Origin of the sequence: Solidesulfovibrio carbinolicus, assembly GCF_004135975.1 — a bacterium.
GTDB classification, from domain to species: domain Bacteria; phylum Desulfobacterota; class Desulfovibrionia; order Desulfovibrionales; family Desulfovibrionaceae; genus Solidesulfovibrio; species Solidesulfovibrio carbinolicus.
Genome location: NZ_CP026538.1, coordinates 3137063 through 3160770, shown reverse-complemented (window position 1 = coordinate 3160770; position 23708 = coordinate 3137063). Strand labels below are relative to the sequence as shown.

Sequence of the window (23708 nt, the reverse complement as noted above, 5' to 3'; positions counted from 1 at the left end):
GCCCGTAAGACGCAAGGGGCGTTAAATGGCCAAGGATACCGTTATATCGGTGATACTGCGCCTTCGTGACGAGATGGGCGGCCGGGCGGCAAAGTCCCTGGATACGCTCACCCGGGCCGCCCATGGCACGGGCCAAGGCGTCGGGGCCGCCGCCCGTGAAGTGGGCCGCGCCGGGGATGGGGTGCGGTCCTTGGGCATCGCCGCCGCGCGCACGGACAAGCTCATGGGCGGCATGGGTCAAGCGGCCCGCCGTACCGCCAAAGAGGTGGGGGACGTTGCCCGGGAGAGCCGCCAAGCCAGCCGGGAAATCGACCAGACGGCCAAGGCCGGCCTACGCCTGCGCGACGCTTTGCGTGGCGTGGGTACGGCCGGCCATGTGGCCATGGGCGTGGTGAAGGGCGTCGGCCAAGCCGGGGCGGGCGTGGCCGCCGCCAGCATGGTGGCCGGGCGCGCCCTGGAAAAGCCCATCAGCTATGAGAGTCGCCTGAACAAGATGGCCCGTGTGGCCTATGCCGACAAGGATGAGGCGGGCCAGATCGCGGGCATGCAGACGCTAAACAAGGTCATCACCGAATCGACGAAGATCGGGGGTGGTACCCGCGAAAATGCGGCAGAAACCCTTAACAGCCTGTTTGCGGGGGGAATGGAACAGGGGTTGGCATCGCGTACCTTGCCGAAAGTCCTCAAAGCCTCTACCGGCGGAGACATCACGGCCAATGAGCTTGCCAAAACAGTCTTGTCCGGCTTGAAGCAAGGGTATTTTGGCGAAGATCAAATTGAAGAGGCCCTGGATGTCATTGTCAAAGGCGGCCAGCTGGGTTCCTTTGAAGGCAAGGACATGGCCAAATGGATGCCGGAGTTGATGGCCGAAGCCAAAGGCATGAAAAACATGGAGGGCTTTAAGCGCTTGGTTGCGTCGTTGCAGGGGGAAGCCGTGGTGGCGGGGAGCAACGACAAGGCCGCCAACAACTTGGCCAACCTCTTGGGCAAGCTGACTTCTCCTGATACGCAACAAGACTTCGGCAAGAAGGCAGGTATCGATGTTCAAAAAACGCTTGCTTTGGCCGCCGGCAAAGGGATGGACCCGCTTACAGCGATTGTAAAACTCATGGAAACCGAGGTATTCGGAAAAAATAAGGACTTTCAGGCACTCAAGAAAAAAATTGTCGCCAGCAAGGACGACAAGGAGAAGTCTTCTCTTCTCGAACAGATGGCCGACATTGTCCAGGGTAGCCTTCTTGGGAAGTATTTTCAAGACAGACAGGCGCAGCTAGGGCTTGTCGGTCTGATGACTCAAAAAGACTATATCGCAAATATCTATTCAGGGTTGAACAATGCGCACGGTGCAGTGGAAAAAGGGTTCAACGTCGCTTCGCAGACTACCGAATTCAAGGCGCAACAACTCCAGAACGAGAAAGACAATGCGATGTCTCGCACGTTTGAGAACATCGGTCCGGCGCTCAACACCGTCATAGACGCCGCCACGAACCTTGCCCGGGAGTTCCCGGGGCTTGCCACCGTGGTCGCCGAGGCCAGCACCGCCGTAGGCGCGTTTTCCGCCGGCCTGCTCGCGGCAGGCGGCTTTCACATGCTGACGGGCGGCGGGGCAGGCGCGGCGGCCGTAACCGCCGGCACGAAAGGCTTGCTGGAGAAAGGAACAACCGCCCTCGTCGGCGCGGGAACCAAGACCGCGCCGTGGTTGCTCGCAGGAAAGGCCGCCTGGGACATCTATAATACCGAGACCGACCCAAGCCTCAGCCGGGCGCAGAAAAACGTTAATAATGCCGAAACCTACGGGGCCACCGCTACGGCCCTGGCTGGCGCGACGGCAGGCGCGGCGCTTGGCTCTGCTATCCCTATCATTGGCACCGCCATCGGGGCATTCCTGGGGGGACTCGGTGGTTGGTTCGCCGGGGGCATGGCCGGTCGTCAAACAGGCAAGTGGCTTTATGAGCCTTCGCCCGAAACGATGGAAGCGGCCAAGAACCTTGTTGTGAAGGATGAGCGCACCATCAATTTCAACGCCCAACTCTTTGTCGATGGACATGAGATGGCGCGGGTGGTCAACAAGCACAATACGGCGGAAGCCAAGCGGGAATAATTTTTTGTCATGCTGTACACGAGAACCGTTTTTTGTTATACGGCAAGCCGATGATGGCGGGTGTGACACGGTAATATTCTCCCGGCCGTAGCACGGGCAGATGCCCGGAGCGCCATGCGAGGTTTCCGCGAAAGCGGGTGGGGGGCCTCGCCATCCGCCATCATCACGCGGCAGGAGCAGCCCAAAGCGCGTTGCTCCTGCCGCGTGCTTCGTTTAAAGTCCCCTTGGTGGACGTGACACGGTGATATTCTCTCTGCCGTAGCACGGGCAGCCGCCTGGAGCGCTATGTGGGGTTTTGCGAGAGGCCCCACCGTCCACCCCCTTCCCCCATTCTCCCGGGACAGTATCAATTACCGAGGCCAGACGGGCGACGGGGTTTGTATCAAATCGCGCGAAACGCGTCTCAAATTGATCGTCAACTCACATCCGCCGCGCCGGGCGTGAAGCCAGTAAACGTGCTTGCCGTCCGCAGACTCAATGCGCATCCGTTCGCGCTGAAAGCGGACGAACTCGCTGGCGGCCCGAAGCACTCTTTGATTTCCAGTGATGATATAGGTTGAACTCAGTCCGTAAATGAGCCGCGAAAGCGTGGCCGTTTCTTGTAAGTTGACCAACTCCGGCCTGGGGCTGCCGATTTTGTTGATCACAGTGCGGTAGTTGGAAGGATCCGCGATGTCCCCGTCATGAAAATACGCCCGAATCCAAAAGTCGGCGAGAGAACGTGCCTGTGACGACCACCAGTCCGGACGCTCAATAAGCAAGGCCTCTTCGTCCAAACCCAGAACGGTCACTTCCTTGGCCAGCACAATCGGGTCATTGGTGTAGACTTGGCCCGAAACAATCACCCTCGCACCCTTGGGGATGTCCTCGACGCCCTTGAGGTCAGCAATGAGATTATGCTCGTCCAATCCGGAGAGGGGGTGCAAATAGACGTTTTTTGCCAGCCGGATGTCTTTGGTCTGTCCATTTGGCAGCTCAAGAGTCCAAACTCTTGCTCGAATATTTTTAATAACGCCTTGTAACCGATCAAACTGCACTTCTTCGCGCGATGTCGCCTGTGTCTCGGCGGTTGAGTCCGCAGCGGCACAGGGGAAAATAGTGAAAAATATAAGCAAACAAGCTGACGAAGCAATGCGTGTAAGTATATGAAGTCTCAAAGAAGATGCGCGGTTGTTTTTCATGGACATTTTGTCACCGTTTTGTTTTCGGTTTCAAATGCATGCTACAACAAGAGCAAAGAACGGAGTAGATTTGGTTGTGCCCGGTGTTTGTTCAGCGTTCAACAACCTTGGTCCATGGCAATCTCTACGACTTGCTGCTGTTGCGATTTCTAAAAAAAGCGCACAGCACTGAGATATTTCTCAGTTTATAACCCATACCCTAAAAAAAAGACTGTGTCCAGGTCGGGATGCGATTGTTTTAAGAACTGCTGTAGCGGTCTAGGGTTTCTTGGACAGTTTCGCCGGGGCGTTCCCCGGGCCGTGCCCAACGGGCTTACTTTTTGTACCCCAATTTGTACCCAAAACTTTTTCAACAAAAAATGGCCTACGATTTTACTCGTAAGCCATTGAATTTGCTGGTCGGGGCGAGGTGATTTGAACACCCGGCATCCTGCTCCCAAAGCAGGCGCGCTACCAGTCTGCGCCACGCCCCGACGAAGAGGGTTCTCGTTACTGCAACTCTCCTCCCAAGGCAAGCAGGCATCCGGTCGGACTCCCGGTATTTTGGGCGAGGGTCGGCCTTCGACGACGCCCGTGGCCGCGCCGGACGCGTCGGCCGGCCCAGGTGGCCGGTTACGGCAGCCCGACGCCGGCAATGACCGCCCCGCAGGAGCCGCAGCGTCCTTCCACCGTGCGCGCCGCCGTAAGCCCCATGCCCTCGCGTTCGATCAGCCGCTCGCCGCAGCCGGGGCAGTAGGTGGCGCTGCGGGCCGCGTCGTGGACGTTGCCCACATAGACGTAGCGCAGACCGGCCTCGCGGCCGATGTCCCAGGCCAGGGCCAGGGTGCGTGTGGGCGTGGGCGGCCGGTCGCGCATGGCGAAATCGGGATGGAAGCGCGAGATGTGCCAGGGCGTTTCCGGCCCGAGCTCCTGGACCAGAAAATCGGCCAGCTCGCGCAGTTCCTCGGGAGCGTCGTTAAGGCCCGGGATGATAAGCGTCGTCACCTCCAGCCACCAGCCAAGCTTGCGGATGGTGACGAGATTTTGCAGCACCGGGCGCAGATGCGCGCCGCAGACGCGGTGGTAGAAGTCTTCCCGCATGGCCTTGAGGTCGATGTTGGCCGCGTGGATGCGCCCGGCCAGGGCATCCAGACAGGCCCGGCTCATGAAGCCGTTGGAAACCATGATGTTTTTAAGCCCCTCGGCCTGGGTCAGCTCGGCCGTGTCGGCCATGAGCTCGTAAAACACCGTAGGTTCGGAATAAGTGTAGGACACCGAGGCAGCGCCGCTGCGTTTGGCGGCGGCTACAAGCCCGGCCGGATCGACCGTCTCGCCGGCAATGGCCTTGCCCTGGCGCGGCGGCTGGGACAGGCCGGCGTTCTGGCAAAAGGCGCAGGACAGGTTGCAGCCCATGGTCCCGAAGGAAAAGGTCGTCGTGCCCGGCAGGAAATGGTAGAGCGGCTTTTTTTCCACCGGATCGAGGTTGACCGCCGCCACCCGGTCATGGACCAGGGTGAAAAGCGCGCCGTCCCGATTTTCGCGCACGCCGCACAATCCGCGCCGGCCGGGGGCTATGCGGCAGAAATGGGAACACAGCCGGCAGGACACGCGGCCGTCGGGCAGGGCTTTCCACAGCGCGGCGGGATGCATGGCGACCTCCCTTTCTTGATGTTGGGGCAATGGCTTCAGGAGCCGTTGCCGGCGGCCGGAGGGGCTTGGCCCTAGGGCTGGCCGGCTTGATTCCACTGGTTCCAGGGATTGCCCTGGCTGCCGGGGCCGCCGGATTGCCCTTGGGGCGGCTGGCCGCCCTGGCCGGGTTGGCCGGGGTGTTGCCCCTGGCCGGGCTGGCCGTATTGTCCGTATGGCCCTTGTTGTCCCGGCGGTCCGTATTGCCCCGGTTGGCCCTGCCGGCCGGGCGGCTGCTGGCCTGGAGAGCCGGGCTGCTGGCCGTAGGGGCCGGGGGGCATGCCAATTTGCGGATAGATGTAGAACGGGCCGGCCTGGGACTGGCCCTGGTCTTTTTTGGGGCGCGGGCCGACCTGCATGGTGACGTTGCCGTCGTCGTCGCGGCCGAGCTTGCCGTGGTCAATGGTCCCGATGCGCGTGTCGCGCCGGGGAGCGTCGTCACGGTCCCAATCGCTGGGGGAAGGCGGCTCGGGCGGCGGGCCGTAGGCCGGGGATTGGCCGGACGGGCCGCCGTCGGCCAGGACCGGGCCGGGCAGGGCGACGGCCAGGGCCAGGGCGGCGGCCAGGAGCGTCGCCGGGCTTCGGCGAGGAGCCGCGTTCCCTTGAACTCCGTCGGCAAAGCGGCTAGCATGGCGCGTTTTCATACGGCATTTCCCCCAAGGAGCGACCCATCATGGCCGACAGAGCGGCAGCCTACAAGGCGGCGGGCGTCGACATCGACGCCGGCAATACCCTGGTTTCGCGCATCAAGTCCCTTGTGGCCGGCACGTACGGCAAGGGCGTCCTTTCGGATATCGGCGGTTTCGGCGGGCTTTTCAAGCTCGACACCGAGACCTGCGCGGAACCGGTGCTGGTCTCCGGCACCGACGGGGTGGGCACCAAGCTCAAGCTCGCCCACGAGTTCGCCAAGCACGATACCATCGGTATCGACCTTGTGGCCATGTGTGTCAACGACATCCTGGTGCAGGGCGCAAAGCCGCTTTTCTTCCTCGACTATTTCGCCACCGGCAAGCTGTCCGTGGGGTTGGCCGAGCAGGTCATCACCGGCATCGCCAACGGCTGCAAGGAGGCCGGGTGCGCGCTTTTAGGCGGCGAGACGGCCGAGATGCCCGGCTTCTACGCCGACGAGGAATACGATCTGGCCGGCTTTTGCGTGGGGCTGGTGGACTATCCCAAGATCGTGGACGGTTCGTCCATCGGCGTTGGTGACGTGGTCATCGGCATCAACTCATCCGGGCCGCATTCCAACGGCTATTCGCTGATCCGCAAGCTCTTCGCCGCCTCGGGGCTGACGGGCAGCGATCCCCTGCCCAATTCCACCCAGACCATGGCCGAGGCGCTTTTGGCCCCCACCCGCATCTACGGCAAGACCGTGCTGAATTTGCTGCGCGACTTCGAGATTCGCGGCATGGTCCACATCACGGGCGGCGGGTTCTATGACAACGTCAACCGCGTCCTGCCCAAGGGCGTGGCCGCCAACATCCGTTTCGGCTCCTGGCATGTGCCGCCGGTGTTCGATTGGCTCAAGGCTCAGGGCAATCTGACCTGGCCGGAGATGCTGCAGATTTTCAACTGCGGCGTGGGCTACATGCTCATTGTGGCCCCGGAGATCGCCGACGACGTGATGCAGCGCTTGAAAGCCCTTGGCGAGTACGCCCGGGTCATTGGCCGCATCGACATCCGCAAGGACGGGGCCGAGCAGGTCGAAGTGGTCTTCCCGGACGGCGAAGTCTAGGTTGCGCCCACGGACAGCGCAGAGGACATTTCGCAGACAACAGGCTAAAACCATGGTTTGTTAAAAATACTATCGTATTTTTGGGGGATGCGAAGCCTAGGCCGACCTTTCCCTGAAACGCCGAAGCCGCCCCTGGCGCAGACCGGAGTATCCGGTCCGCGCCAGGGGCGGCTTCTCGTTTGGGGCGTACGCCCCTTGGTAAAATCCTGGCTCTACGGCGCAGCCCCGTTCCCCCCTTGACCATTTGGGGGGTCCGGGGGCCTCAGCCCCCGGCCGCCGGAGGCATCTTCCTCTTATTCTTCCTCTTTATCCCTCAACCCGTCTCTATCCCCCAAGTACGGATTGAAATAGCCGAATTTCAACCATGGGCAGGCCTTGCGCAGGCGTTTGCGGAAGTGGGCCAGCCCCATGGAGGCCTGGCGGGCGGGATCGGCCAGGACGCCGCTTGCGGTCGCCACCTGCATGTAAAGTTCGGGGTCAAGATTGAGGTTTCGCAGCTGGATGAAGTCCACTTTGTTGGCCTCGACCAGTTCGGTGAGGGCGGCCAGTTCGGCTTCGGTGTCCGAGACGCCGGGGAAGAAGAGGTAATTGAGCGACACGAAGAGTCCGCCGGCCTTGGCCCGGGCGATGGACTGGCGCACGTCGGCGAAGACGTAGCCTTGGGGCCTATAGTAGGCTTGGTAGAGGGCCGGTTCGGCGCTGGACAGGCTCACGCGAATCGATGATCCGCCGGCGGCGGCGAAGGTTTCCACGGCCTCGGGCAGGCTGGCGTTGGTGTTGATGTTGACCGTGCCCTGGCCACCGGATTGGCGAAAGCGGGTGACGGCCTCGCCGATGACCTTGGCTTCGGTGAGGGGTTCGCCTTCGCAGCCCTGACCGAAGGAGAACACGGGGCGCTTTTCGCGGCGGCCGTGTTCGGTCATGACCTCGACGATTTCCTGGGCCGTGGGGCGAAAGCGGATGCGCGTCTGGGTCGAGGGAAAGCCGGAGTCCGGGTCCTGGAGCGACAGGCAGCCGATGCAGCGGGCGTTGCAGGCCCGGGAGGTGGGCAGGGGCGCTTCAAAGCGACCCAGGGCCAGGTTGCGGGCGGCCGGGCAGCAGGAGGTGAGCGCACAGCCCGAGAGGTGATCGATGAGGCGGTTTTTGGGGAATTTGCGGCGCAGGGCCTGGGCGCCCTTCATGATGCAGTCGCGGGGGATGCCGGTGAAAATCTGGCGCGGGTCGTTGTCGACCTTGGCGGCGCACACGTAAAAACGGTCGCCGCTGAACCCCACCGCGCCGTAGGCGAAAAGGGGCAGGGTCGGCGCGCCGTCGCGGGCGGCGTAGGCGGCGGTGGCCGAAAGCGTGTAGCCCGGGCTGACGAAAGCGGCCACGGCGCGTTCGTCCAGGCGTTCGATCTCGCCGGAATCGGGATCAAAGCCCAGGGCGTCGCGGCCGGGCAGCAGGAAGAGTTCGGACTCCGGGGGCAGGGCGATGATTTCGTCGGGCCTGGGCGGTTCCAGGCGGTCGCCCCGGCGCACGAGCATTTCGAGGTCCGGGTGGTCGTAGATGTTGCCGGCGGCGTCGGCAAAGATGAGTTTGGGGCGGGGCTTGTGTTCGGCCATGGGGACCTCCTTGCGCGAACGCCAAAAGGCGGAACCGCTTTCGCGGTTCCGCCTCGAATCGTCCTGTAATCGCCGCGTGGATTAACGCTTCGAGTACTGGAAGCGGGCGCGGGCGCCGCGCTGGCCGTACTTTTTGCGTTCCTTTTCGCGGGAGTCGCGGGTGAGCAGGCCGGCCTTCTTGAGAACGCCGCGCAGCTCGGGGTCCAGGAGGCACAGGGCCCGGGAGATGCCGTGGCGCACGGCTTCGGCCTGGCCGGTCATGCCGCCGCCGGCAACGTTGACCTTGACGTCCAGGCGGCCTTCCAGCTTGGTCAAGGCCAGGGCCTGGCGCACGATGGCAAGCAAGGTGGGCCGGGGGAAGTACTCTTCGAAGGGCCGGTCGTTGACGAGGATGCGGCCATTGCCTTTGTAGAGGCGGGTGCGGGCCACGGCGGATTTGCGGCGGCCTGTTCCGTAGTAAAATTCGTCGCTCATTGGTGCGTTCTCCGGGATGCCGGGTTAGACGTCCAGGGTTTCGGGCTTCTGGGCCTCGTGGGGGTGGGCTTCGCCGGCGTAGATCTTCAGCTTCTTGAGCATGGCCCGACCGAGACGGTTTTTGGGCAGCATGCCGCGCACGGCCTTGCGAATGACGTCTTCCGGCTTTTTGGCCAGCATGTCGCGCAGGGAAGTTTCCTTCAGGCCGCCGATCCATCCGGAGTGGCGATAGTATTTCTTCTGGTCCAGCTTGCGTCCGGTGGTCAGCACCTTGGCGGCGTTGACCACGATGATGCAGTCGCCGGTATCCATATGCGGGGCGAACTCCACCTTGTGCTTGCCGCGCAGGCGAACGGCCACGGCGGAAGCGAGGCGGCCGAGGATCTTGTCCGAGGCGTCGACCACGAACCAATTGCGGGTAATATCTGTGGGCTTCGGGCTAAACGTTTTCATGGCGGCTCCTCTGATGTGCTCGAAAGACGAATTCTGTATTCCCGGGGCGCGCGGTTGTCAACTGGAATTTTCGTCCGGCCCGGTCCGGGCGGCGCGCCCAAAGCCCCTGTCGGCGCTGGTCCGGGGTTATTTGGGGGGGGCGGCGGAGGCGTAAATTTAGCGCATTTGGAACCCGAAGACAACGCGGCGCGTTTGGCGTAGTCTGCCCAAAAGGGCGAGGCCCTTTGTACGCAGGAGCGGGGCTCGTCCGGGGCCGGCCGCCGTGATCCAAGGAGCAGGCATGGTCAGCGTGCGCAAGGGGCTTTTGCAGTTTTTGTTTGCCGGGTCGTTCATGAAGCGCTGGAACGACAAGCACCGCAGCATGGATCTGGTGGAGGTGGACAAGCAGGCCCATAAGATGATGGTGGCCTGGATGCTCTATGAGTTGAATTCAGAGGGCCTGGCCGAGGCCGAGAAGCTGGCGCTGGGGCTGGAAATCGTCGAGGGCGGGCTTTTTGAATACCTCTACCGGCTGGTCATCACCGACATCAAGCCGCCGGTCTTCTATAAGATCAAGGCCAACCCGGCCCACTATCGCCAGCTCACCGACTGGGTGCTGGACCAGCTCGAACCACGCGTGCGCGAACTGGGCGACGGCTTCTGGCAGCGGTTGACAGCCTATCTGGCCGTGCCGGAGGGCGACTCCCCGGCCCGGCGCATCCTCGACGCCGCCCACCTCTATGCCAGCGGCTGGGAATATTCCTTAATTAAGCGCGACAACCCCTGGGACGACGAACTCCTCGACATCGAGTCGTCCTTTACCGGCGGTTTGGCCCGGTTTGCCGACCTGCGCGGCGTGACCGACCTGGCCGACGGGCTTTTCGCCGGCAGGAAAACACCGCTGGGGCATTTCGGCCGGCTGCTGGGGCAGCTGCGTTTCCAGACCCGCTGGTCCCAGACGCCACGCATCCCGGAGACCTCGGTCCTGGGCCACATGTTTCTGGTGGCGGCCTACGGCTATTTCTTCAGTCTGGCCGTGGGGGCCTGCCCGGCCCGCAGACTGAACAACTTCTTCGCCGGCCTGGTCCACGACATGCCCGAACTGCTGACCCGCGACATCATCTCGCCGGTCAAGCAGTCGGTGAGCACCCTTGGCGACATGATCAAGGAATATGAAGAGCGCGAGCTGGAGCGCCGGGTGTTTTCGGTGCTCAAGCGCGGCGGCTACGCCGGGCTGGCGGAGCGGTTGTCCTATCTGCTCGGCATGGAAGTGGGGTCGGAATTTTACGAGTCCATCCGCGACGAGACCGGCAAGGCGTCGCGGGTGACGCCGGCCGATCTGGACGGGCGCTGCAACCTCGACGCCTTTGATCCCAAGGACGGCGAGCTGCTCAAGGTCTGCGACTCCCTGGCCGCCTTTATCGAGGCCTACACGGCGCTGCGAAACGGCATTACGTCCGATCAGCTCCAGCAGGCGGTCTGGCGGCTTCGCAACAAATATTCGCCCGTGGTGCTCTTTGGACGGGTGCATATCGGAGCGCTTTTGGCGGATTTTGACTGAGCGGAACTTGGCAAACCGGCGCGGTCCAGGCTACATTGGGGCTTTCCACGCCATCGGAGACGACCATGCTACGCAAACGCGCCTTTGACGCCTTGCGCACCGACGTGCTTGCCGTCGATGCCGCCGAGTCCCTGGAGACCGTGGCTGACAAACTGTCGCGCCACTTGGAGAAAAGCCCGGACCTCGACGCCGCCGCGGTCATGCGGGCCGGCCGGTTCGTGGGCATCGTCAGCCTGCGCACGCTGTTGTCGGACTTAAACGACTGCGCACTGGACGCCAGCCTGCGCGAAAGCCTGGGCGACGACGATTTCGAGGACACCTACCGACTGGCCTGCCGCCGCTGCATGGCCCGGAAGGCGTCCGAGGCCGCCCGGCGCGACATCCCCAAGGTCGCGCCGTCGGATTCCCTGCATCTGGTCCTGGACGCCATGATCAAGGCCGACAGCCGGTTCGCCGTGGTGCTGGAAGGAGACAAGCTCCTGGGGCTTGTGCCCCTGGGCGAGATCTTCCGCGAGATGCGCCGGGAGTGCGCTCCCCTGGCTGCGCATCCCTGAGACCGGCGGGGACAGGCCCGGTGCATCCGGCTTTGTACCTTGCGTCCACAAAGGCCTTGCCGGCGCACTGCGGCGTACGCGCCCTTTTGCCGCTGATTTTCAAATGTAAACAGTTCGTGGAGTCTGTTGCCGTACGAGTGAGTGGCCCGGAATTTTCCGAACCTGGCCCCAGCCCGGCGAGGCCGTTTCGGAAGGCGCGGCGAGCGCGCCAATCTCTTGGAGTTTCTGATTGCCATCTTTGGGTGGTGGAGCGTGAGAGCTGCGGTTTGGGCATTCCCTCCTGCACGACATGAGAGTTGTATTTTCCCATGGAATCGGCATGTTCTCAGAAAGCCGGCCTCAGGCCGCGCGTCGCCATCGGAGGACGGACATGCCCATCGACAAAGCCAGGGTCAAGGAACGCTTCGTCCAGGAGACCAAGGAGTACCTCATGCTCTTTGTCTATCTGGCCGCTTTTCTTGGCTCGTTTACCATCTACAAGCGCCTGGTGCTACAGGAGCATAACCTCTCCTACTACCACTACGGCTATTCCCTGTTCGAAGCGGCCATCCTGGCCAAGGTCATTCTTTTGGGCGACTGGCTGGGTCTGGGCAGAAGCGCGCCTCGCGGACCGCTCATTCTCGCCGCCTTGCGTCAGACCTTGTTGTGCAGCTTGCTGGTCATCATCTTCTCCTTTGTGGAAAAGATCGTGGACGGCCTGCTGCACGGCCGTGGTCTGGCCTGGGGGATTGATGCCGTCCTTAATATGCAAAAACAGGAAGTGCTGGCCAACTTCCTGATCCTTTATGTGACCCTGATCCCCCTTTTCGCCGTGCGCCAGCTGGAAAAAGCCCTGGGGCCGGGGCGGCTGTTCGCGCTGTTTTTTAAGGGCAAGGCCGACTGACGCCGACCCGCGTATCGCCGGCATTGCGTCGTTTTGACGGGCCGTGCCCGATCTGCTCAAGTTCGGCTTCTTCAAGACCGACATGGGCTTTGTCATGAGCGCCGGAGCCCTGGGCTCCATCGAGAAGCAGGCCCTGGACAGCGAACTGTTCGTGGCCATCCGCACCGTGGCCTCGGGCCGGCGCTACATGAGCCCGGACAACGCCGAGGCGCTCCTGGACCAGCTTGTTTCGCCCACGCCCCAGGCCGCCTCCCCGGACCAGACGCCCGACAACCCCGAAACCCCGTAAGGACATCCATGGACGCCGCCCGCCCGCCCATCGCCACGCCCATCCTCGACCTGTTCAAGATCGGCCCCGGGCCGTCGAGTTCCCACACTATCGGCCCCATGCGCGCCGCCGCCGATTTCCTGGCGGCCGTCTCGGGCCTGCCGGCCGAAACCCTGGACCGGGCCGCCGCCGTGGACGTGCGCCTGCTGGGCTCCCTGGCCGCCACCGGCCAGGGCCATGGCACGCCCCAGGCGCTTCTGGCCGGGCTGCTCGGCCATCGCCCGGAATCCTGCCCGCCCGACATCGTCGACGGCCTGAGCGACTATCCCGGCGGGACGGTCGTCGTGGCCGGGCGGAGCATCGCCATTTCGCCGCGCGCCGTGGCCCTCGACCTGCTGACCGTGCCCACGCGCCACCCCAACACCATGGTGTTTCGGGTGACGGCCGGGGACGGGACCGTGCTTTTTACGCGGGAGGCCTATTCCGTGGGCGGCGGGTTCGTGGAATGGCAGGGCGAGGAACCTCCGGTGCGGCCCCTGCCGCCGTATCCCTATTCGAGCATGGCCGGCCTGCGCCGCTTGGTGGAGGAGACGGGCCTGTCCCTGCCCGACGTGCTCATGGCCAATGAAGAGGTGGTCAGCGGCCTGTCCCGGCAGGCCATCGTGGAGCGGCTTGACGGCGTCATGCGGGTGATGATCGACGTGGTGGAGCGTGGGCTGGAGGCAGAGGGGCCGCTGCCGGGGCCGCTTGGGCTGTGGCGCAAGGCGGGCGTTCTTTTCGCGCGCTACCGCCAGGACCCGCAGATGGCTGACCGGCCCATCCTGGCCCTTTGCGCCTGCGCCTTTGCCGGGGCCGAGGAGAACGCCTGCGGCCACATTATCGTCACCGCGCCCACGGCCGGGGCGGCCGGCGTGCTGGCCGGAGTGCTCTACATCGCCAAGGTGCTGCGCCCCACGGCCGGCGTGTTTCGCAAGAACTTCCGCGAGGCCTTGCTCGTGGCCGGCATGGTGGGCCTTTTAGCCAAGCATAACGCCTCGGTGAGCGGCGCGGAAGTGGGCTGCCAGGGCGAGGTGGGCGTGGCCTCGGCCATGGCCGCCGCCTTTTTGGCCCAGGCCAACGGGCATGGCGTCCATGTGGTGGAAAACGCCGCCGAAACCGCCCTGGAGCACTGCCTGGGCCTGACCTGCGACCCGGTGGCCGGCTACGTCCAGATTCCCTGCATCGAGCGCAACGCCATGGGTGCGGTCAAGGCGTTTGCCGCCTACCAGATCGCCGCCGCCGAGACCCCGGGCCACCATGTGGTGGGCCTGGACCAGGCCATCGCGGCCATGGCCCAGACCGGGCGCGACATGTGCACCAAATACAAGGAAACCGCCCAGGGCGGGCTGGCGCTCAGCGTCCCTTGCTAGGGCCGCGACGCTTGGGCGGACGGGGCCGCTTAAACGTTCGGACCGCCGTGTTTGTTGCTAGCCGCGCCCCCGCTTGATCAGGCACAGCGACAGGTAATGGGGGCGTTCGGGGGCGTTGTCCAGGTCGCGCTCCACGGCCTCGCCGTCATGGCCCAGGCGGGTGACGAAGGTCGTGCCTCGGGACAGACCCAGGCCGGAGAGCAGGGCGCGAAGCCGGGGAAAGCTTTTGTAGGCTTTGAGGATCACGGCGTTGTCGGCCGTTTCCAGGGCGGCGGCCAGCCGGCCGTCGTCGTCGATGCCCGAAGCCACCAGCAGGTTTTCGCCGCCCTCGGCCAGTACCTGGCCGGTGCGGGCTGCTGCCGCCTGAAACGAGGTGATGCCGGGCACGATCTCCACGGCAAGGCCCGGCACAAGATCGCGCAGGCGCGGGAGCACGTAGCCAAAGGTGCTGTAGAGCAGCGGATCGCCCAGGGTGATAAAGGCCGCGTCGCGCCCGGCGGCCAACACTGCGGCCATGGCTGCGGCGTTTTTTGCCCAGGCCGCGTCCAGGGCGGCCTGATCGCGGGTCATGGGAAAGGGCAGACGGGTGAGCCCCTGGCTGGCCGGCAGATGGGGGGCGACGATGGCCTCGGCGATGGAATAGTCGTTTTTGCTCGACGAGGCGGCAAAGACGGCGTCCACCGCGCCAAGAACGCGCACGGCCTTAAGCGTCACCAGCTCCGGGTCGCCGGGGCCGACGCCGATGCCGAAAAGCGTTCCCGGGCGGGTCATGACGGCCTCCCGGACAGCAGCGCGGCCAGTTCTTCCACGGCCGTCACGCTTCCCGGCCCGGGCCGGGAGAAGGTCGCCTCGTCCACCACAAAGGCCCGGCCGTTTTGCACGCAGGGCAGCGTGGCGTACTCGGGCCGCTCGGCCATGGACCGGGCTTCGGGGTTCATGGGGCCGCGCTGGGTGAGGCAGACGTCCGGGGCCAGGCGCAGCAGTTCCTCGTCGGATAATCGCACGATTTTGTCCTTTGTCGTCACGGCGTTGTTGCCGCCGGCGGCGGCGATGACGGCCGAGGCCATGGAGGTGTTGCCGGCGGCCAGCAGGCTGCCCGAGCGCACCTCAAAAAAGACCTTGGGCGGCGGGCCGGCCGGCCTTTTGACGGCGAGCAGGCGGCCAGCCAGGGCTTCACGCAGGTTGCGCGCCCCGGTTTCGTCGCCGCACAGCACGCCGATGCGGTCAATGGCGGAAAATAACGTTGGAAAATCCGACACGGCAAAGACCGCCGTGGGGATGCCCAGGCCGGCGAGCCTGGCGGCAGATTCCCGGGCTTCGCCCCGGCCGTCCATTTGCAACACGAGATCCGGGCGCACGGCCAGGACGCGCTCAATGTTGGGGCGCATGTGGGTGCCGATGACCGGCAGTTCCGGCTCGCCGGCCGGAGCCGGGTCGGCTTCGGTGCGGGCGACCACGCGGTCGGTCAGTCCCATGCCGGCCAGGATATCCACAAAAGCGCCGTAAAGCGGCACGACGCGCCGAGCCGGGGCGGAAAGGGCGACGGTGTTGCCCAGGTCATCGACGACGGCCGGGCCTTGGCTATGGGCCGGCGCGGCCGCCAGCAGGCCGGCCAGCAGGCAGACCGCCGCCGGCAGCCAACGCCTGGGGCGCGCCGGTCTGGGGATGGGCAATGACGATGATGTCGGTTTCATAAATCCTCGAAAGGGTTTGCTGCGTAAAAACCTCGGCCGTGGGGCCGTCGGCCTCGATGCGGCCATCTTTGAGAAACACCAGCCGCCGACAGAACAGCGCGGCCAGATTGATGTCGTGCAGGGCGGCCAGAATGGTGACCCCGGCCGCGTTACGGGTGGCGAGCAAGCGGTAGAGGTCCATCTTGCGGGCGATGTCCAGGCTGGCCGAGGCTTCGTCCAGAAGCAAAATGCCGCTTTCCTGGGCCAAGGCCCGGGCGGCCAGCACCCGCTGGAATTCGCCGCCGGACAGTTCATGAAGGCGTCTGTCGGCAAGACCGCCCAGGCCCACGGCCTCCATGGCCGCCTCGGCCGCCCGGTGGTCTTCCGGGCCGTAGCCGCCAAGAAATCCCAGATACGGATAGCGCCCCATGAGCACCACCGAGCGCACGGCCAGTTCCCCGGTGTTTTCGCCGCGCTGGGGCACGGAGGCCACGAGCCTGGCCCGCTGCCGGTCGGTGAGTTCGGCCAGATCGCGCCCGGCCAGGACCACCGTGCCCGCGCCCGGCGACAGCACACCCGAAAGCGCCAACAGCAGCGTGGTCTTGCCCGCACCGTTGGGGCCAAGGACGGCGACCATTTCCCCGGCGGCCACGGTAAGGCTCAGCCCGCCAAGGACAGCCCGGCCCCGGTAGCCGCTGGTCAGGTCGCGGCAGCGGATCACGCCCGCCCCCCGCGCCCGGTCAGGAGCAGGAAGCAAAAAAACGGCCCGCCGAGCAGGGCCGTGACCACGCCCACGGGCAACTCCGCGCCGCCGGGCAGGATCACCCGGGCCAGGACGTCGGCCCCGCACAACAGCGCCCCGCCGGCCAGGGCGGCCTGGGGCACCAGCGCCCCGTGTTCGCCGCCGTAGAGCCGCCGGCAGGCATGGGGGGCGATAAGCCCCACAAAGCCGATGACCCCGGAAACGGCCACGGCGCCGGCGGTGAGTAAGCTCGCCGCGCCAAGAAGGGCCAGCCGCGACCGGCCGGCGGCCACGCCGAGCTGCCGGGCCTGGCGTTCGCCCAAGAGCAAAATGTCCAGCTCGCGAAGGAACAGCGCCACGCCGGCCAGGCCAAGCAGCAGGCAGGGGAGGAACAGGGCCAGTTCGGCCCGGCCCTTGCCCTGAAAGCCGCCCATGATCCAGAACACGATGCCGGCCACGGATTCTTCGTTAAGCGCCTTGACCAGGGAGAGCAGGGCGGACAGGAAGGTGGCCGCCACGATGCCGGACAAAACCACCGTCTCGCGTCGCAGCCCCCCGGCCAGCCGGGACAGGGCCAGGACCGCGACCAGGGTCGCGCCGCCGCCGGCCAGGGCGCAGGCCGGGGTGACGAGCGTTGAGCCCAGGGCCGCGCCCAGGCCCAGCGTCAGGGACAAGGCCGCGCCAAAAGCCGCGCCGCCCGAGACGCCCAGGGTAAAGGGATCGGCCAGGGGATTTCGCAGCACGCCCTGGAAGGCCGCGCCGGCCACGGCCAGGGCCGCGCCCACGCCATAGGCCAAAAGCGCCCGGGTCAGGCGCAGTTCCATGACCACCGTGGGCAGGGCCGGATCGGCCGGAGCCGGGACGGCCAGGCCGGCCGCCCGGGCCAGCACGGCCAGCACGTCCCCCGGGGCAGCCGGATAGGCCCCGGCCAGACAGGCGGCGCTGAGCGCAGCCAGCCCGGCCAGGACAAGGGGCAGGGTCCGCTTCAGGACCCCGCCCCGGGGGAAGGCGTGTGGCGGCATTATTTCCCGGGCAGGGCGTCGAAGGTTGTCTTGAGGTGTTCGATCCAGATGTCGGCCACGCCGCTATGCTCGGCCGCGCCGGCCAGCACGGCCTTGGTCTCCACGCCGGCGGCGGTGAGCATCGAGGCCAGGGAGTCCTTTTCCTTGCCGGCCATGTCGTTGCGGGCATGGTCGCCGGCCACGGCAAAAAGCGGAATGAGCCAGGCTTTCTTGACGCCCTTGGCCTGGAGTTCGGCCACGGCGTCGTCAAAGGAGGGCGTGCCTTCCACGGTGGCGACAAAGGCGTTTTTATCCAGCCGCCACAGGCTGTACTGCAGGGCCGGATAGGCCATGTTGGCGGGATGCTCGGTGCCGTGGCCGACGAAGATGACGGCTTCTCCGGGCTTGCGGTCCTTGGGCGCGGCTTCAAGCAGCGCGGCGGCGGCCTTGGCGAAATCCTCGGCCTCAAACAACAGCGGCGCGGTCACCTCGACCCGGGACAGACCCTTGGGCATGCGCGAGAACGCGGCGGCCGTGCGCACGAGGTCGTGGTATTCGTGCCCGGGGACGGTTTGCAGGGAAAAAAGGGCCACGTCGGTGACGCCCTGATCGGGCAGGGCGGCCAGGGCCTCGGCCGGGGAGGGCACGCGTTTGCCTTCCTTGGCCAGTTTGGCCCGGATCATGGCGGCGGTGTAGCACAGGGTCACGGGCACGCCGGGATAGGCGGCCTTGACCCGGGCCACCATCTTTTCGATGGCCGGGGCGGCCTCGGGCACGGTGGTGCCAAAGGCGGCCACGACAATGGCTTTTTTCGGTTCCTTCTTGGCGTCGTGGCCGGCGGCGGCCGGGGCGGCCAGGGCCAGGACCAGGGACAGGGACAGGACCAAGCGCGCCAGATGCGTAAGACGGGTCAGACGAATCATGCCAGGTAACCTCCACGGAAATGGAGGGCTCTTGAGGAAAGCGGACGGGAGACGAAAAAGCGCCCGAAGCCGCGTCCCGGCCGGCAAAAGCCCTCGTTGCCGGCGGGATGTGCCAGAACCCGGGCAGGTCTTCCGGCTTGTTCCATCGGCCCCGGCCTTCCCGGGAAGTGCTTCCCAGTGGCGCGCGTGGAGGCCGACCTTTGCGTGGAACTGACGGCGGCGGGACCGCTCCCGATTTGAACGGGATTCCCTATTAAGCCCGTGAGGGCACCCAGGTCGATTTCCGGGGAGGTAGCCGGGGGGCGGCCGCCTGTCAAGGCGCGGGATGGGGCTTGATGAAACCGCGCTTAAGCAAAACGTCGTAATCGGCTTTTTTGGTGAAAAGCGTGGGAATCTTGAGGGTTTCGAGGTTTTGCATGAGGATCTGGACGGTCCCCTTGTTGGCCTTGGGGTTCATGACCACGATGGCCACGTCCTTGGCCATGGCCAGCCGTTCGGCCACGTCCCAGGCGGCGGTTTCGGCCGGGCCGCCGTTGACCTTGTAGGCATCCACGCCGACCTCGATGACGGCGGCCTGGGCTGGCCCGGGCGAGCAGGCCAGGCAGGTAAGCGCCAGGGCGAGGCTACCGCCCAAAAGGCGGGCATGTCTGGACAGGCTGGTCATTTGGGAGTAAGGATTTTTTTCACAAAAACATTTCTGGGGGTTCGCCGTGAAATTTGATTTCGCCGGGCTTATCGTGCTGTTCGGGTTTGCGACCATCTTTATTTCCCTGCTGCTGATCAAGTCCCAGCAGGCCAACAAGCCCAAGGATCAGGACTGGTAGAGCGGCCATTGGCCGGGCTTTTTTGAAGCGGCGGGCGGCGTTGGCCGACCGCCGCTTTGTATTTGCCGGCCGGCCGGGTCTATTTAAGCGAACCTATCTTGCCGAATTTGTTGGATTCCGCCCGGTAAAAGACGTTTTCGATGACCTTGTCGTTGCCGACGTCCTTATAGTCGATGCGCACGGGCGAGCCGTCTTCTTTGACCTTGCGGAAGAAGTCGGCGATGTTTTTGAATTTGTCCGAGCGCAGCCCGGGATCGACGACAAAGAACCCCTGGCTGGTGACGATGGTCAGGACGTTTTTCGTTTCCTGCACTTCCTCGACCAGGGCCGTGGTCTTCTTGTACTTCACCGCCAGGCTGTCCTCGGTGATGAAGTCCATGACGTAGTAGGCGGCGACGATAAAGAGCAGAAAGGAAACGAGCAGGAGCACTTTTCCTTTGTTGACGGCAAAGTCGCCGATGAGTTGCCGCAGGCGATCCAGTTTTGTCTTGTCGATCATAGCGCCTCGTTGCGCCGGCGGGCCGGGTGGGCCGCCGCCGGGCGGGTGGTCGCCCAGGGCTATACCATCGTTGCGCCGTGGAAAAAAGGGGGGGATTTGGGGGCGCGCCGGCCGGACCGGCGCGCTCTCCCGTGAGTTCGAGCCGGCAGGCCGGGCGTTGGCCACGGATGGCCTACGTTGCATCCTCAAAAAAGCGTCAGCGGTGTTTGGGGAACAACCTCACGAAAAAGAATCATTTTTCGAAAGTTTCAGCATGTTTTTCAAGGGACGCGCCGCCCGACGCCACGACGCGGCGGCAGCCTCGCGGATCAGGATGGACGCAAAGCTGCCGCCGGTTGGTCTTCAGACTGGAGCCTAGGCTTCGATTTTCGTGCCGAGCAGGTCCAGGAACTGGCGCATCCACTGGGGATGGGCCGGCCAGGCCGGGCCGGTGACGATGTTGCCGCTGGTCACGGCGTTGGTGAAGGTTTCGTTGGGGCCAACGTAGGTGGCCCCGGCCCGTTCGATGTCGGGCTGCACCGCCGGGTAGGCCATGCACTGGCAGCCGGCGATGACGTCGGCCGTGACCAGCACCTGCTGGCCGTGGCACACGGCGGCGATGGGCTTTTTGGTCGCCCCGAAATGTTTGACGATCTCGATGACCCGGGGATTTAACCGGATGTATTCCGGGGCGCGGCCGCCGGGCACCACCAGGGCGTCGAAGGCGGCCGGGTCCACGGCGTCGAAGTCGAAATTGAGCGCAAAGTTGTGGCCGGGCTTTTCGCTGTAGGTCTGGTCGCCCTCGAAATCGTGCACGGCGGTGCGCACGGTCTCGCCGGCCTTCTTGCCCGGGCACACGGCCTTGACGTCGTGGCCGACCATGAGCAGCATCTGGAAGGGGACCATCACTTCATAGTCCTCGACATAGTCGCCGACGAGCATGAGAATTTTCTTGACCGCCATGGGGTACTCCTTGTCTGTGGGGTTTCGCCGCCTGGCGCGGCGTTTGGCTGACCTTACTTGGCGCAGTTGCAGCGGTAGAACTTGCGGTTGCAATAATCCATGCACCGGTCCTTCTCGCCCTGGATTATGGCCAGACAGGCCGGATCGGCTCCGGTTTCCAGGGAGGCCGCCCGGTCCTTGCAGGCAGCGTAGCAGCCTTCCATGTTCTCGTAATAGTCCGTGACCACGGCCTGGTAGACTTGGCAGACCTTGGCCGAGCAAGCGGCGTCGGCCCCGGCCGCGCCCTGGGCGCAACCGGCGGCGAATTCCTGGGGCGTCATGATGGGCTGGACCTGGGAACAACCGGCCAGGGCCAGTCCGGCGAAAAGGCACAGGGCGATGCTGCGGCGGTGCATGGAGGCTCCTTGGTCGCGCCCGGCCGGGCGCGGGGATTGGTTCACAGCATTATCCCCAAGCCGGGCCGGTGACAAGCGGAGCGGGCAAACCCAGGCCCGGACGACGCCGGATGCGGCCGCCCGCCGAGGCAGCGCCCGCAACCGCCGAAGGCCCTTGCCGCCGGACCCCAAGCTTTCTACAATCCCGGGCAAAATACCGTGACAGGGATGCAACATTTTGGCGCACGACCCGCCCCATGACGACGCCGGCCGGGGCGTGCCGCCGCTTTTGCCCTGGCAGCCCTGCCTTTTGGCCTATGCCGGCGGCATCCTGGGCGTGGAATATCTGCTGCCTGCGCTTCTCGGCCTGGCCTTGCTCGCCCTGTTCGTGGGCGGTCTGTCACCGCCTGTCGACCCCTTGAAGCGCGCTGATCCTGGCTTAAGGCCAACGGACCCCAAAAAATCCCAAGATTTCAAAAAAGTGCTTGAATTGGTGAAAGGGCGCAACATGAGGCCGGGCCTGCCGGCCCTGGCCGCCGCCTTCGCCCTGGGCCTTGGCGCGGGCTGGCTGGCCCTGCCGGCAACGCCTGACGCGCCGCCGTGCCTGGCCGCCAAAACCCTCACCGCCGTGGGGCGCGTCGCCAGCGTCGATCCCCGGCCGGGGCGTCGCCTGGCCCTGGTCCTGGACGAGGTGCGCCTGACCGGCCCCGACTGCGCCGCTGCGCCGCTGCCCGGCCGGTTGGCCGTCACCTTCGACCAGCCCGACCTGACGCCCGTTCCCGGCGACGTCCTGGCCGTGACCGGCCGCATCCGCCCGACCGCCGGCTTCGCCAACCCCGGAACCACCGACTTCGCCTTCCTGCGCCGCCTGGAAGGCGTATTTTTTCGCGCCTACGCCAAGGGCGGGCGCGGCGACCTCACGCGTCTGGCTGTCAGCGACAACGCCTTGGCCCTCTGGCGGCAGGCCCTGCGCGACCGGGTGGCCGCTGCCCTGGCCCCGCCGCCCGCCGTCTCGCCCGCCACTTCGCTGGACGACAGCGCCGCCTCGGCCGGCCGGGCCATGGTGGCGGCGCTGCTTTTCGACGACAAGTCCGGCTTCGCCGAAACCGACCTTGAGCTGGTGCGCCGGGCCTCCCTGGCCCATACCCTGGCCCTGTCCGGCATGAACGTGGCCTATGTCGTTGGGCTGGCCGCCGCGCTGGTGCTGGCCGTCGGGCGTCTTATGCCCCGCCTCTATCTGCGCCTGCCGCGCCCAAAACTCATCGTCCTGGCCGCCGCGCCGTTGGTCGTTGGCTACTGCTGGATCGGCGGCGGCTCGCCGTCGCTTGTGCGCGCCGCGTTGATGTTCGCCGCTTTTGGCTTCATGCTGCTTTGGGGGCGCGACAAGGCCCTTTTCGACGGCCTGTTCCTGGCCCTGGCCGCCTTTCTTGTCGTCTCGCCGCTGGCTGCCTTTAGCGCCAGCCTCCAGCTCTCGGCCCTGGCCGTGGCCGGCATTGCCCTGTTCTGGCCGCCCTTTGCCCGGGCGATTTCCCGCATTCCGGGCCAAGGCACGCTTCTGCGAACCCTCCTCGTCGGCGGCCTGGGCATCCTCTGGACGAGCCTTGCCGCCGAGGCCGCCGTGTTGCCGCTCATTGCCCGGCTTTTCGGCGACTTCGCCTTCGCGCCCTGGATCAATCTGGTGTGGCTGCCCATCCTCGGCTGCCTGGTCATGCCGCTGGTCCTGTGCGGCGCGGCGGCGGCCGCCGTTCCCGGACTTGGTGCCCTCGCCCACACGCTGCTGACGGCCGGGGCCGACTGCTGCGCCTGGCTCATGCGTGGTCTGGCCGCCCTGGATGCCCAGGGCCTGCTGACAGCCCGGGCCGTGCTGCGCCCCTCGGCCCCGGAGCTGCTGGGCTGCTACGGCCTGCTCGCCGCCCTGGCCCTGGCCGTGGCCTCCAAGAGGCCGCTGCCAAAAGCCGCCCTGGCCGTGAGCCTGCTGCTGCTGACCGGCCCGAGTCTGACACGCGGGCTTGAGGCGTTTTCCCAGGAGGTCGCCGTCACCGTCCTGGACGTGGGCCAGGGGCAGGCCGTGGCCGTGGCCTTGCCCGGCGGCCAAAGGCTCCTCATCGACGCCGGGGGCCTTTTCGGCTCCTTCGACGTCGGCCGGGCCGTGGTCGGGGCCTACCTCGCCGACGGCCGCCCGCCGCGCCTGGAGATGGCCATCGCCAGCCATCCTCACAGCGACCACGTCAAAGGCTACGTCTCGCTCCTGGACCGCTTCGCCATCGTAACCTATCTGGACAACGGCGGCGCGCCTGAAGGCGAACTCGGCCCGGCCCTGGCCGAAGTCCTCGCCCGCCGCCGTATTCCGACCCGGTCCCTGGCCGCCGGCGACAGCCTTGATCTCGGCCACGGCCTTGTGCTCGACGTCCTCCACCCCGGCCCCCAGGCCGATCTTTCCCACAACAACGGTTCGCTCATCCTGCGTCTGACCCGAAACGGCCACGGCCTGGCCCTTTTTCCCGGCGACGCCGAAACCGCCGTACTGCGAAAACTCGCCGCCTCCGGCCAAAACCTGCAAGCCGACGTCCTTGTCCTGCCCCACCACGGCTCCAGCTCCAGCCTGTCGCGCCGCTTCTACGCCGCCGTGGCCCCGAAAATCGCTCTCGTCAGCTGCGGCGACGCCGGCCACTATCCTTCCGCCAAGGTCGTCGAGGCGTTGGCGCGATTGCCCTGTCCGGTTCTTGCCACCAAGGACAATGGCGCGATTACCGTGCGACTGGACGGCGACGGGCAAGTCCTCGGCACGGAGACGGTACGCCAGGGCGTCATCCCATGACGCGCTGGGCGCTGCCCAGACCCACCGGGGGGATAATCCCCCCGG

At 65.5% G+C, this 23708-nt stretch carries 22 protein-coding genes, 1 tRNA gene, 1 pseudogene and 1 riboswitch; of the genes and pseudogenes, 8 read left to right on the top strand and 16 right to left on the bottom strand.

Annotated elements, in window-relative coordinates:
* The first annotated feature begins 25 nt into the window (after window positions 1–25).
* On the top strand, window positions 26–2101 hold the full coding sequence (locus C3Y92_RS14125) for a phage tail tape measure protein (RefSeq protein WP_129353573.1): 2076 nt from the start codon (window positions 26–28) through the stop codon (window positions 2099–2101).
* Window positions 2102–2451: 350 nt separating this feature from the next.
* Here the strand turns inward: C3Y92_RS14125 and C3Y92_RS14120 are convergent, their stop codons facing one another.
* The 4 genes from C3Y92_RS14120 to C3Y92_RS14105 all read right to left on the bottom strand — a co-directional run bounded on the left by C3Y92_RS14120 (window position 2452) and on the right by C3Y92_RS14105 (window position 5591).
* Window positions 2452–3288 carry a hypothetical protein gene (locus tag C3Y92_RS14120; RefSeq protein WP_129353571.1) on the bottom strand — a complete coding sequence of 279 codons (837 nt, stop codon included), beginning with the start codon at window positions 3286–3288 and terminating at the stop codon, window positions 2452–2454.
* A gap of 390 nt (window positions 3289–3678) precedes the next feature.
* Window positions 3679–3755: transfer RNA gene (locus tag C3Y92_RS14115), tRNA-Pro, on the bottom strand.
* A gap of 139 nt (window positions 3756–3894) precedes the next feature.
* Window positions 3895–4911, bottom strand: coding sequence for an AmmeMemoRadiSam system radical SAM enzyme (gene amrS / locus C3Y92_RS14110; protein WP_129353569.1), 1017 nt, complete (start codon window positions 4909–4911; stop codon window positions 3895–3897).
* Between the two features lie 71 nt (window positions 4912–4982).
* Entirely contained in the window at window positions 4983–5591 is a 609-nt protein-coding gene (locus C3Y92_RS14105) for a hypothetical protein (RefSeq protein ID WP_129353560.1), read from the bottom strand.
* 29 nt (window positions 5592–5620) lie between these two features.
* Between C3Y92_RS14105 and purM the strand changes: the two genes are divergently transcribed.
* Window positions 5621–6682, top strand: coding sequence for a phosphoribosylformylglycinamidine cyclo-ligase (gene purM, locus C3Y92_RS14100; RefSeq protein ID WP_129353558.1), 1062 nt, complete (start codon window positions 5621–5623; stop codon window positions 6680–6682).
* A gap of 293 nt (window positions 6683–6975) precedes the next feature.
* Here the strand turns inward: purM and C3Y92_RS14095 are convergent, their stop codons facing one another.
* The 3 genes from C3Y92_RS14095 to rplM form a co-directional block, all read right to left on the bottom strand.
* Window positions 6976–8286 (bottom strand): radical SAM protein, encoded by a 1311-nt coding sequence (locus C3Y92_RS14095; protein ID WP_129353556.1) that lies wholly within the window; start codon window positions 8284–8286, stop codon window positions 6976–6978.
* 81 nt (window positions 8287–8367) lie between these two features.
* Window positions 8368–8760 carry a 30S ribosomal protein S9 gene (gene rpsI, locus C3Y92_RS14090; RefSeq protein WP_129353554.1) on the bottom strand — a complete coding sequence of 131 codons (393 nt, stop codon included), beginning with the start codon at window positions 8758–8760 and terminating at the stop codon, window positions 8368–8370.
* Window positions 8761–8784: 24 nt separating this feature from the next.
* The gene (gene rplM, locus C3Y92_RS14085; RefSeq protein ID WP_015860233.1) at window positions 8785–9213 is read right to left on the bottom strand and encodes a 50S ribosomal protein L13; all 429 of its coding nucleotides are present in this window, start codon (window positions 9211–9213) and stop codon (window positions 8785–8787) included.
* A 280-nt stretch (window positions 9214–9493) separates the two neighbouring features.
* Between rplM and C3Y92_RS14080 the strand changes: the two genes are divergently transcribed.
* The 5 genes from C3Y92_RS14080 (at window position 9494) to C3Y92_RS14060 (ending at window position 13867) form a co-directional block, all read left to right on the top strand.
* Window positions 9494–10753, top strand: a complete 1260-nt coding sequence (locus C3Y92_RS14080; RefSeq protein WP_129353552.1) for an HD domain-containing protein — start codon at window positions 9494–9496, stop codon at window positions 10751–10753.
* A 65-nt stretch (window positions 10754–10818) separates the two neighbouring features.
* Window positions 10819–11307: a CBS domain-containing protein gene (locus tag C3Y92_RS14075; RefSeq protein ID WP_129353550.1), complete on the top strand. Its 489-nt coding sequence runs from the start codon at window positions 10819–10821 to the stop codon at window positions 11305–11307.
* Between the two features lie 370 nt (window positions 11308–11677).
* A complete protein-coding gene (locus tag C3Y92_RS14070) occupies window positions 11678–12190 on the top strand; it encodes a hypothetical protein (RefSeq protein WP_129353548.1) in 513 nt (170 codons plus the stop codon).
* Between the two features lie 43 nt (window positions 12191–12233).
* Complete coding sequence (locus C3Y92_RS14065; protein WP_235669494.1) at window positions 12234–12479, top strand: response regulator transcription factor; 246 nt, start codon at window positions 12234–12236, stop codon at window positions 12477–12479.
* An 8-nt stretch (window positions 12480–12487) separates the two neighbouring features.
* Window positions 12488–13867: an L-serine ammonia-lyase gene (locus C3Y92_RS14060; protein WP_129353546.1), complete on the top strand. Its 1380-nt coding sequence runs from the start codon at window positions 12488–12490 to the stop codon at window positions 13865–13867.
* Between the two features lie 57 nt (window positions 13868–13924).
* Here the strand turns inward: C3Y92_RS14060 and cobI are convergent, their stop codons facing one another.
* The 9 genes and pseudogenes from cobI to C3Y92_RS14015 all read right to left on the bottom strand — a co-directional run bounded on the left by cobI (window position 13925) and on the right by C3Y92_RS14015 (window position 20866).
* Window positions 13925–14638: a precorrin-2 C(20)-methyltransferase gene (gene cobI / locus C3Y92_RS14055; protein ID WP_129353544.1), complete on the bottom strand. Its 714-nt coding sequence runs from the start codon at window positions 14636–14638 to the stop codon at window positions 13925–13927.
* On the bottom strand, window positions 14635–15561 hold the full coding sequence (locus C3Y92_RS14050; RefSeq protein ID WP_235669493.1) for an ABC transporter substrate-binding protein: 927 nt from the start codon (window positions 15559–15561) through the stop codon (window positions 14635–14637). The genes cobI and C3Y92_RS14050 overlap by 4 nt, the downstream gene beginning before the upstream one ends.
* A pseudogene (locus tag C3Y92_RS14045) lies at window positions 15449–16201 on the bottom strand (ABC transporter ATP-binding protein); the annotation flags it as partial. The pseudogene C3Y92_RS14045 and the gene C3Y92_RS14050, both read right to left, overlap by 113 nt.
* Before the next feature lie 56 nt (window positions 16202–16257).
* Window positions 16258–17304 carry a FecCD family ABC transporter permease gene (locus C3Y92_RS14040; RefSeq protein ID WP_129353540.1) on the bottom strand — a complete coding sequence of 349 codons (1047 nt, stop codon included), beginning with the start codon at window positions 17302–17304 and terminating at the stop codon, window positions 16258–16260.
* A complete protein-coding gene (locus tag C3Y92_RS14035; protein ID WP_129353538.1) occupies window positions 17304–18206 on the bottom strand; it encodes a sirohydrochlorin cobaltochelatase in 903 nt (300 codons plus the stop codon). Before C3Y92_RS14035 ends, C3Y92_RS14040 begins: the two co-directional genes overlap by 1 nt.
* Window positions 18207–18311: 105 nt before the next feature.
* Window positions 18312–18496, bottom strand: a riboswitch (cobalamin riboswitch).
* A gap of 23 nt (window positions 18497–18519) precedes the next feature.
* On the bottom strand, window positions 18520–18840 hold the full coding sequence (locus C3Y92_RS14030; protein ID WP_235669492.1) for a hypothetical protein: 321 nt from the start codon (window positions 18838–18840) through the stop codon (window positions 18520–18522).
* A gap of 269 nt (window positions 18841–19109) precedes the next feature.
* A complete protein-coding gene (locus C3Y92_RS14025; RefSeq protein ID WP_129353535.1) occupies window positions 19110–19529 on the bottom strand; it encodes a hypothetical protein in 420 nt (139 codons plus the stop codon).
* Window positions 19530–19883: 354 nt separating this feature from the next.
* Window positions 19884–20471 carry a DJ-1/PfpI family protein gene (locus tag C3Y92_RS14020; protein WP_129353533.1) on the bottom strand — a complete coding sequence of 196 codons (588 nt, stop codon included), beginning with the start codon at window positions 20469–20471 and terminating at the stop codon, window positions 19884–19886.
* Window positions 20472–20524: 53 nt separating this feature from the next.
* Window positions 20525–20866, bottom strand: coding sequence for a hypothetical protein (locus C3Y92_RS14015; protein ID WP_129353531.1), 342 nt, complete (start codon window positions 20864–20866; stop codon window positions 20525–20527).
* 217 nt (window positions 20867–21083) lie between these two features.
* Between C3Y92_RS14015 and C3Y92_RS14010 the strand changes: the two genes are divergently transcribed.
* The gene (locus tag C3Y92_RS14010) at window positions 21084–23663 is read left to right on the top strand and encodes a ComEC/Rec2 family competence protein (RefSeq protein WP_129353529.1); all 2580 of its coding nucleotides are present in this window, start codon (window positions 21084–21086) and stop codon (window positions 23661–23663) included.
* The last annotated feature ends 45 nt before the right edge of the window (window positions 23664–23708 follow it).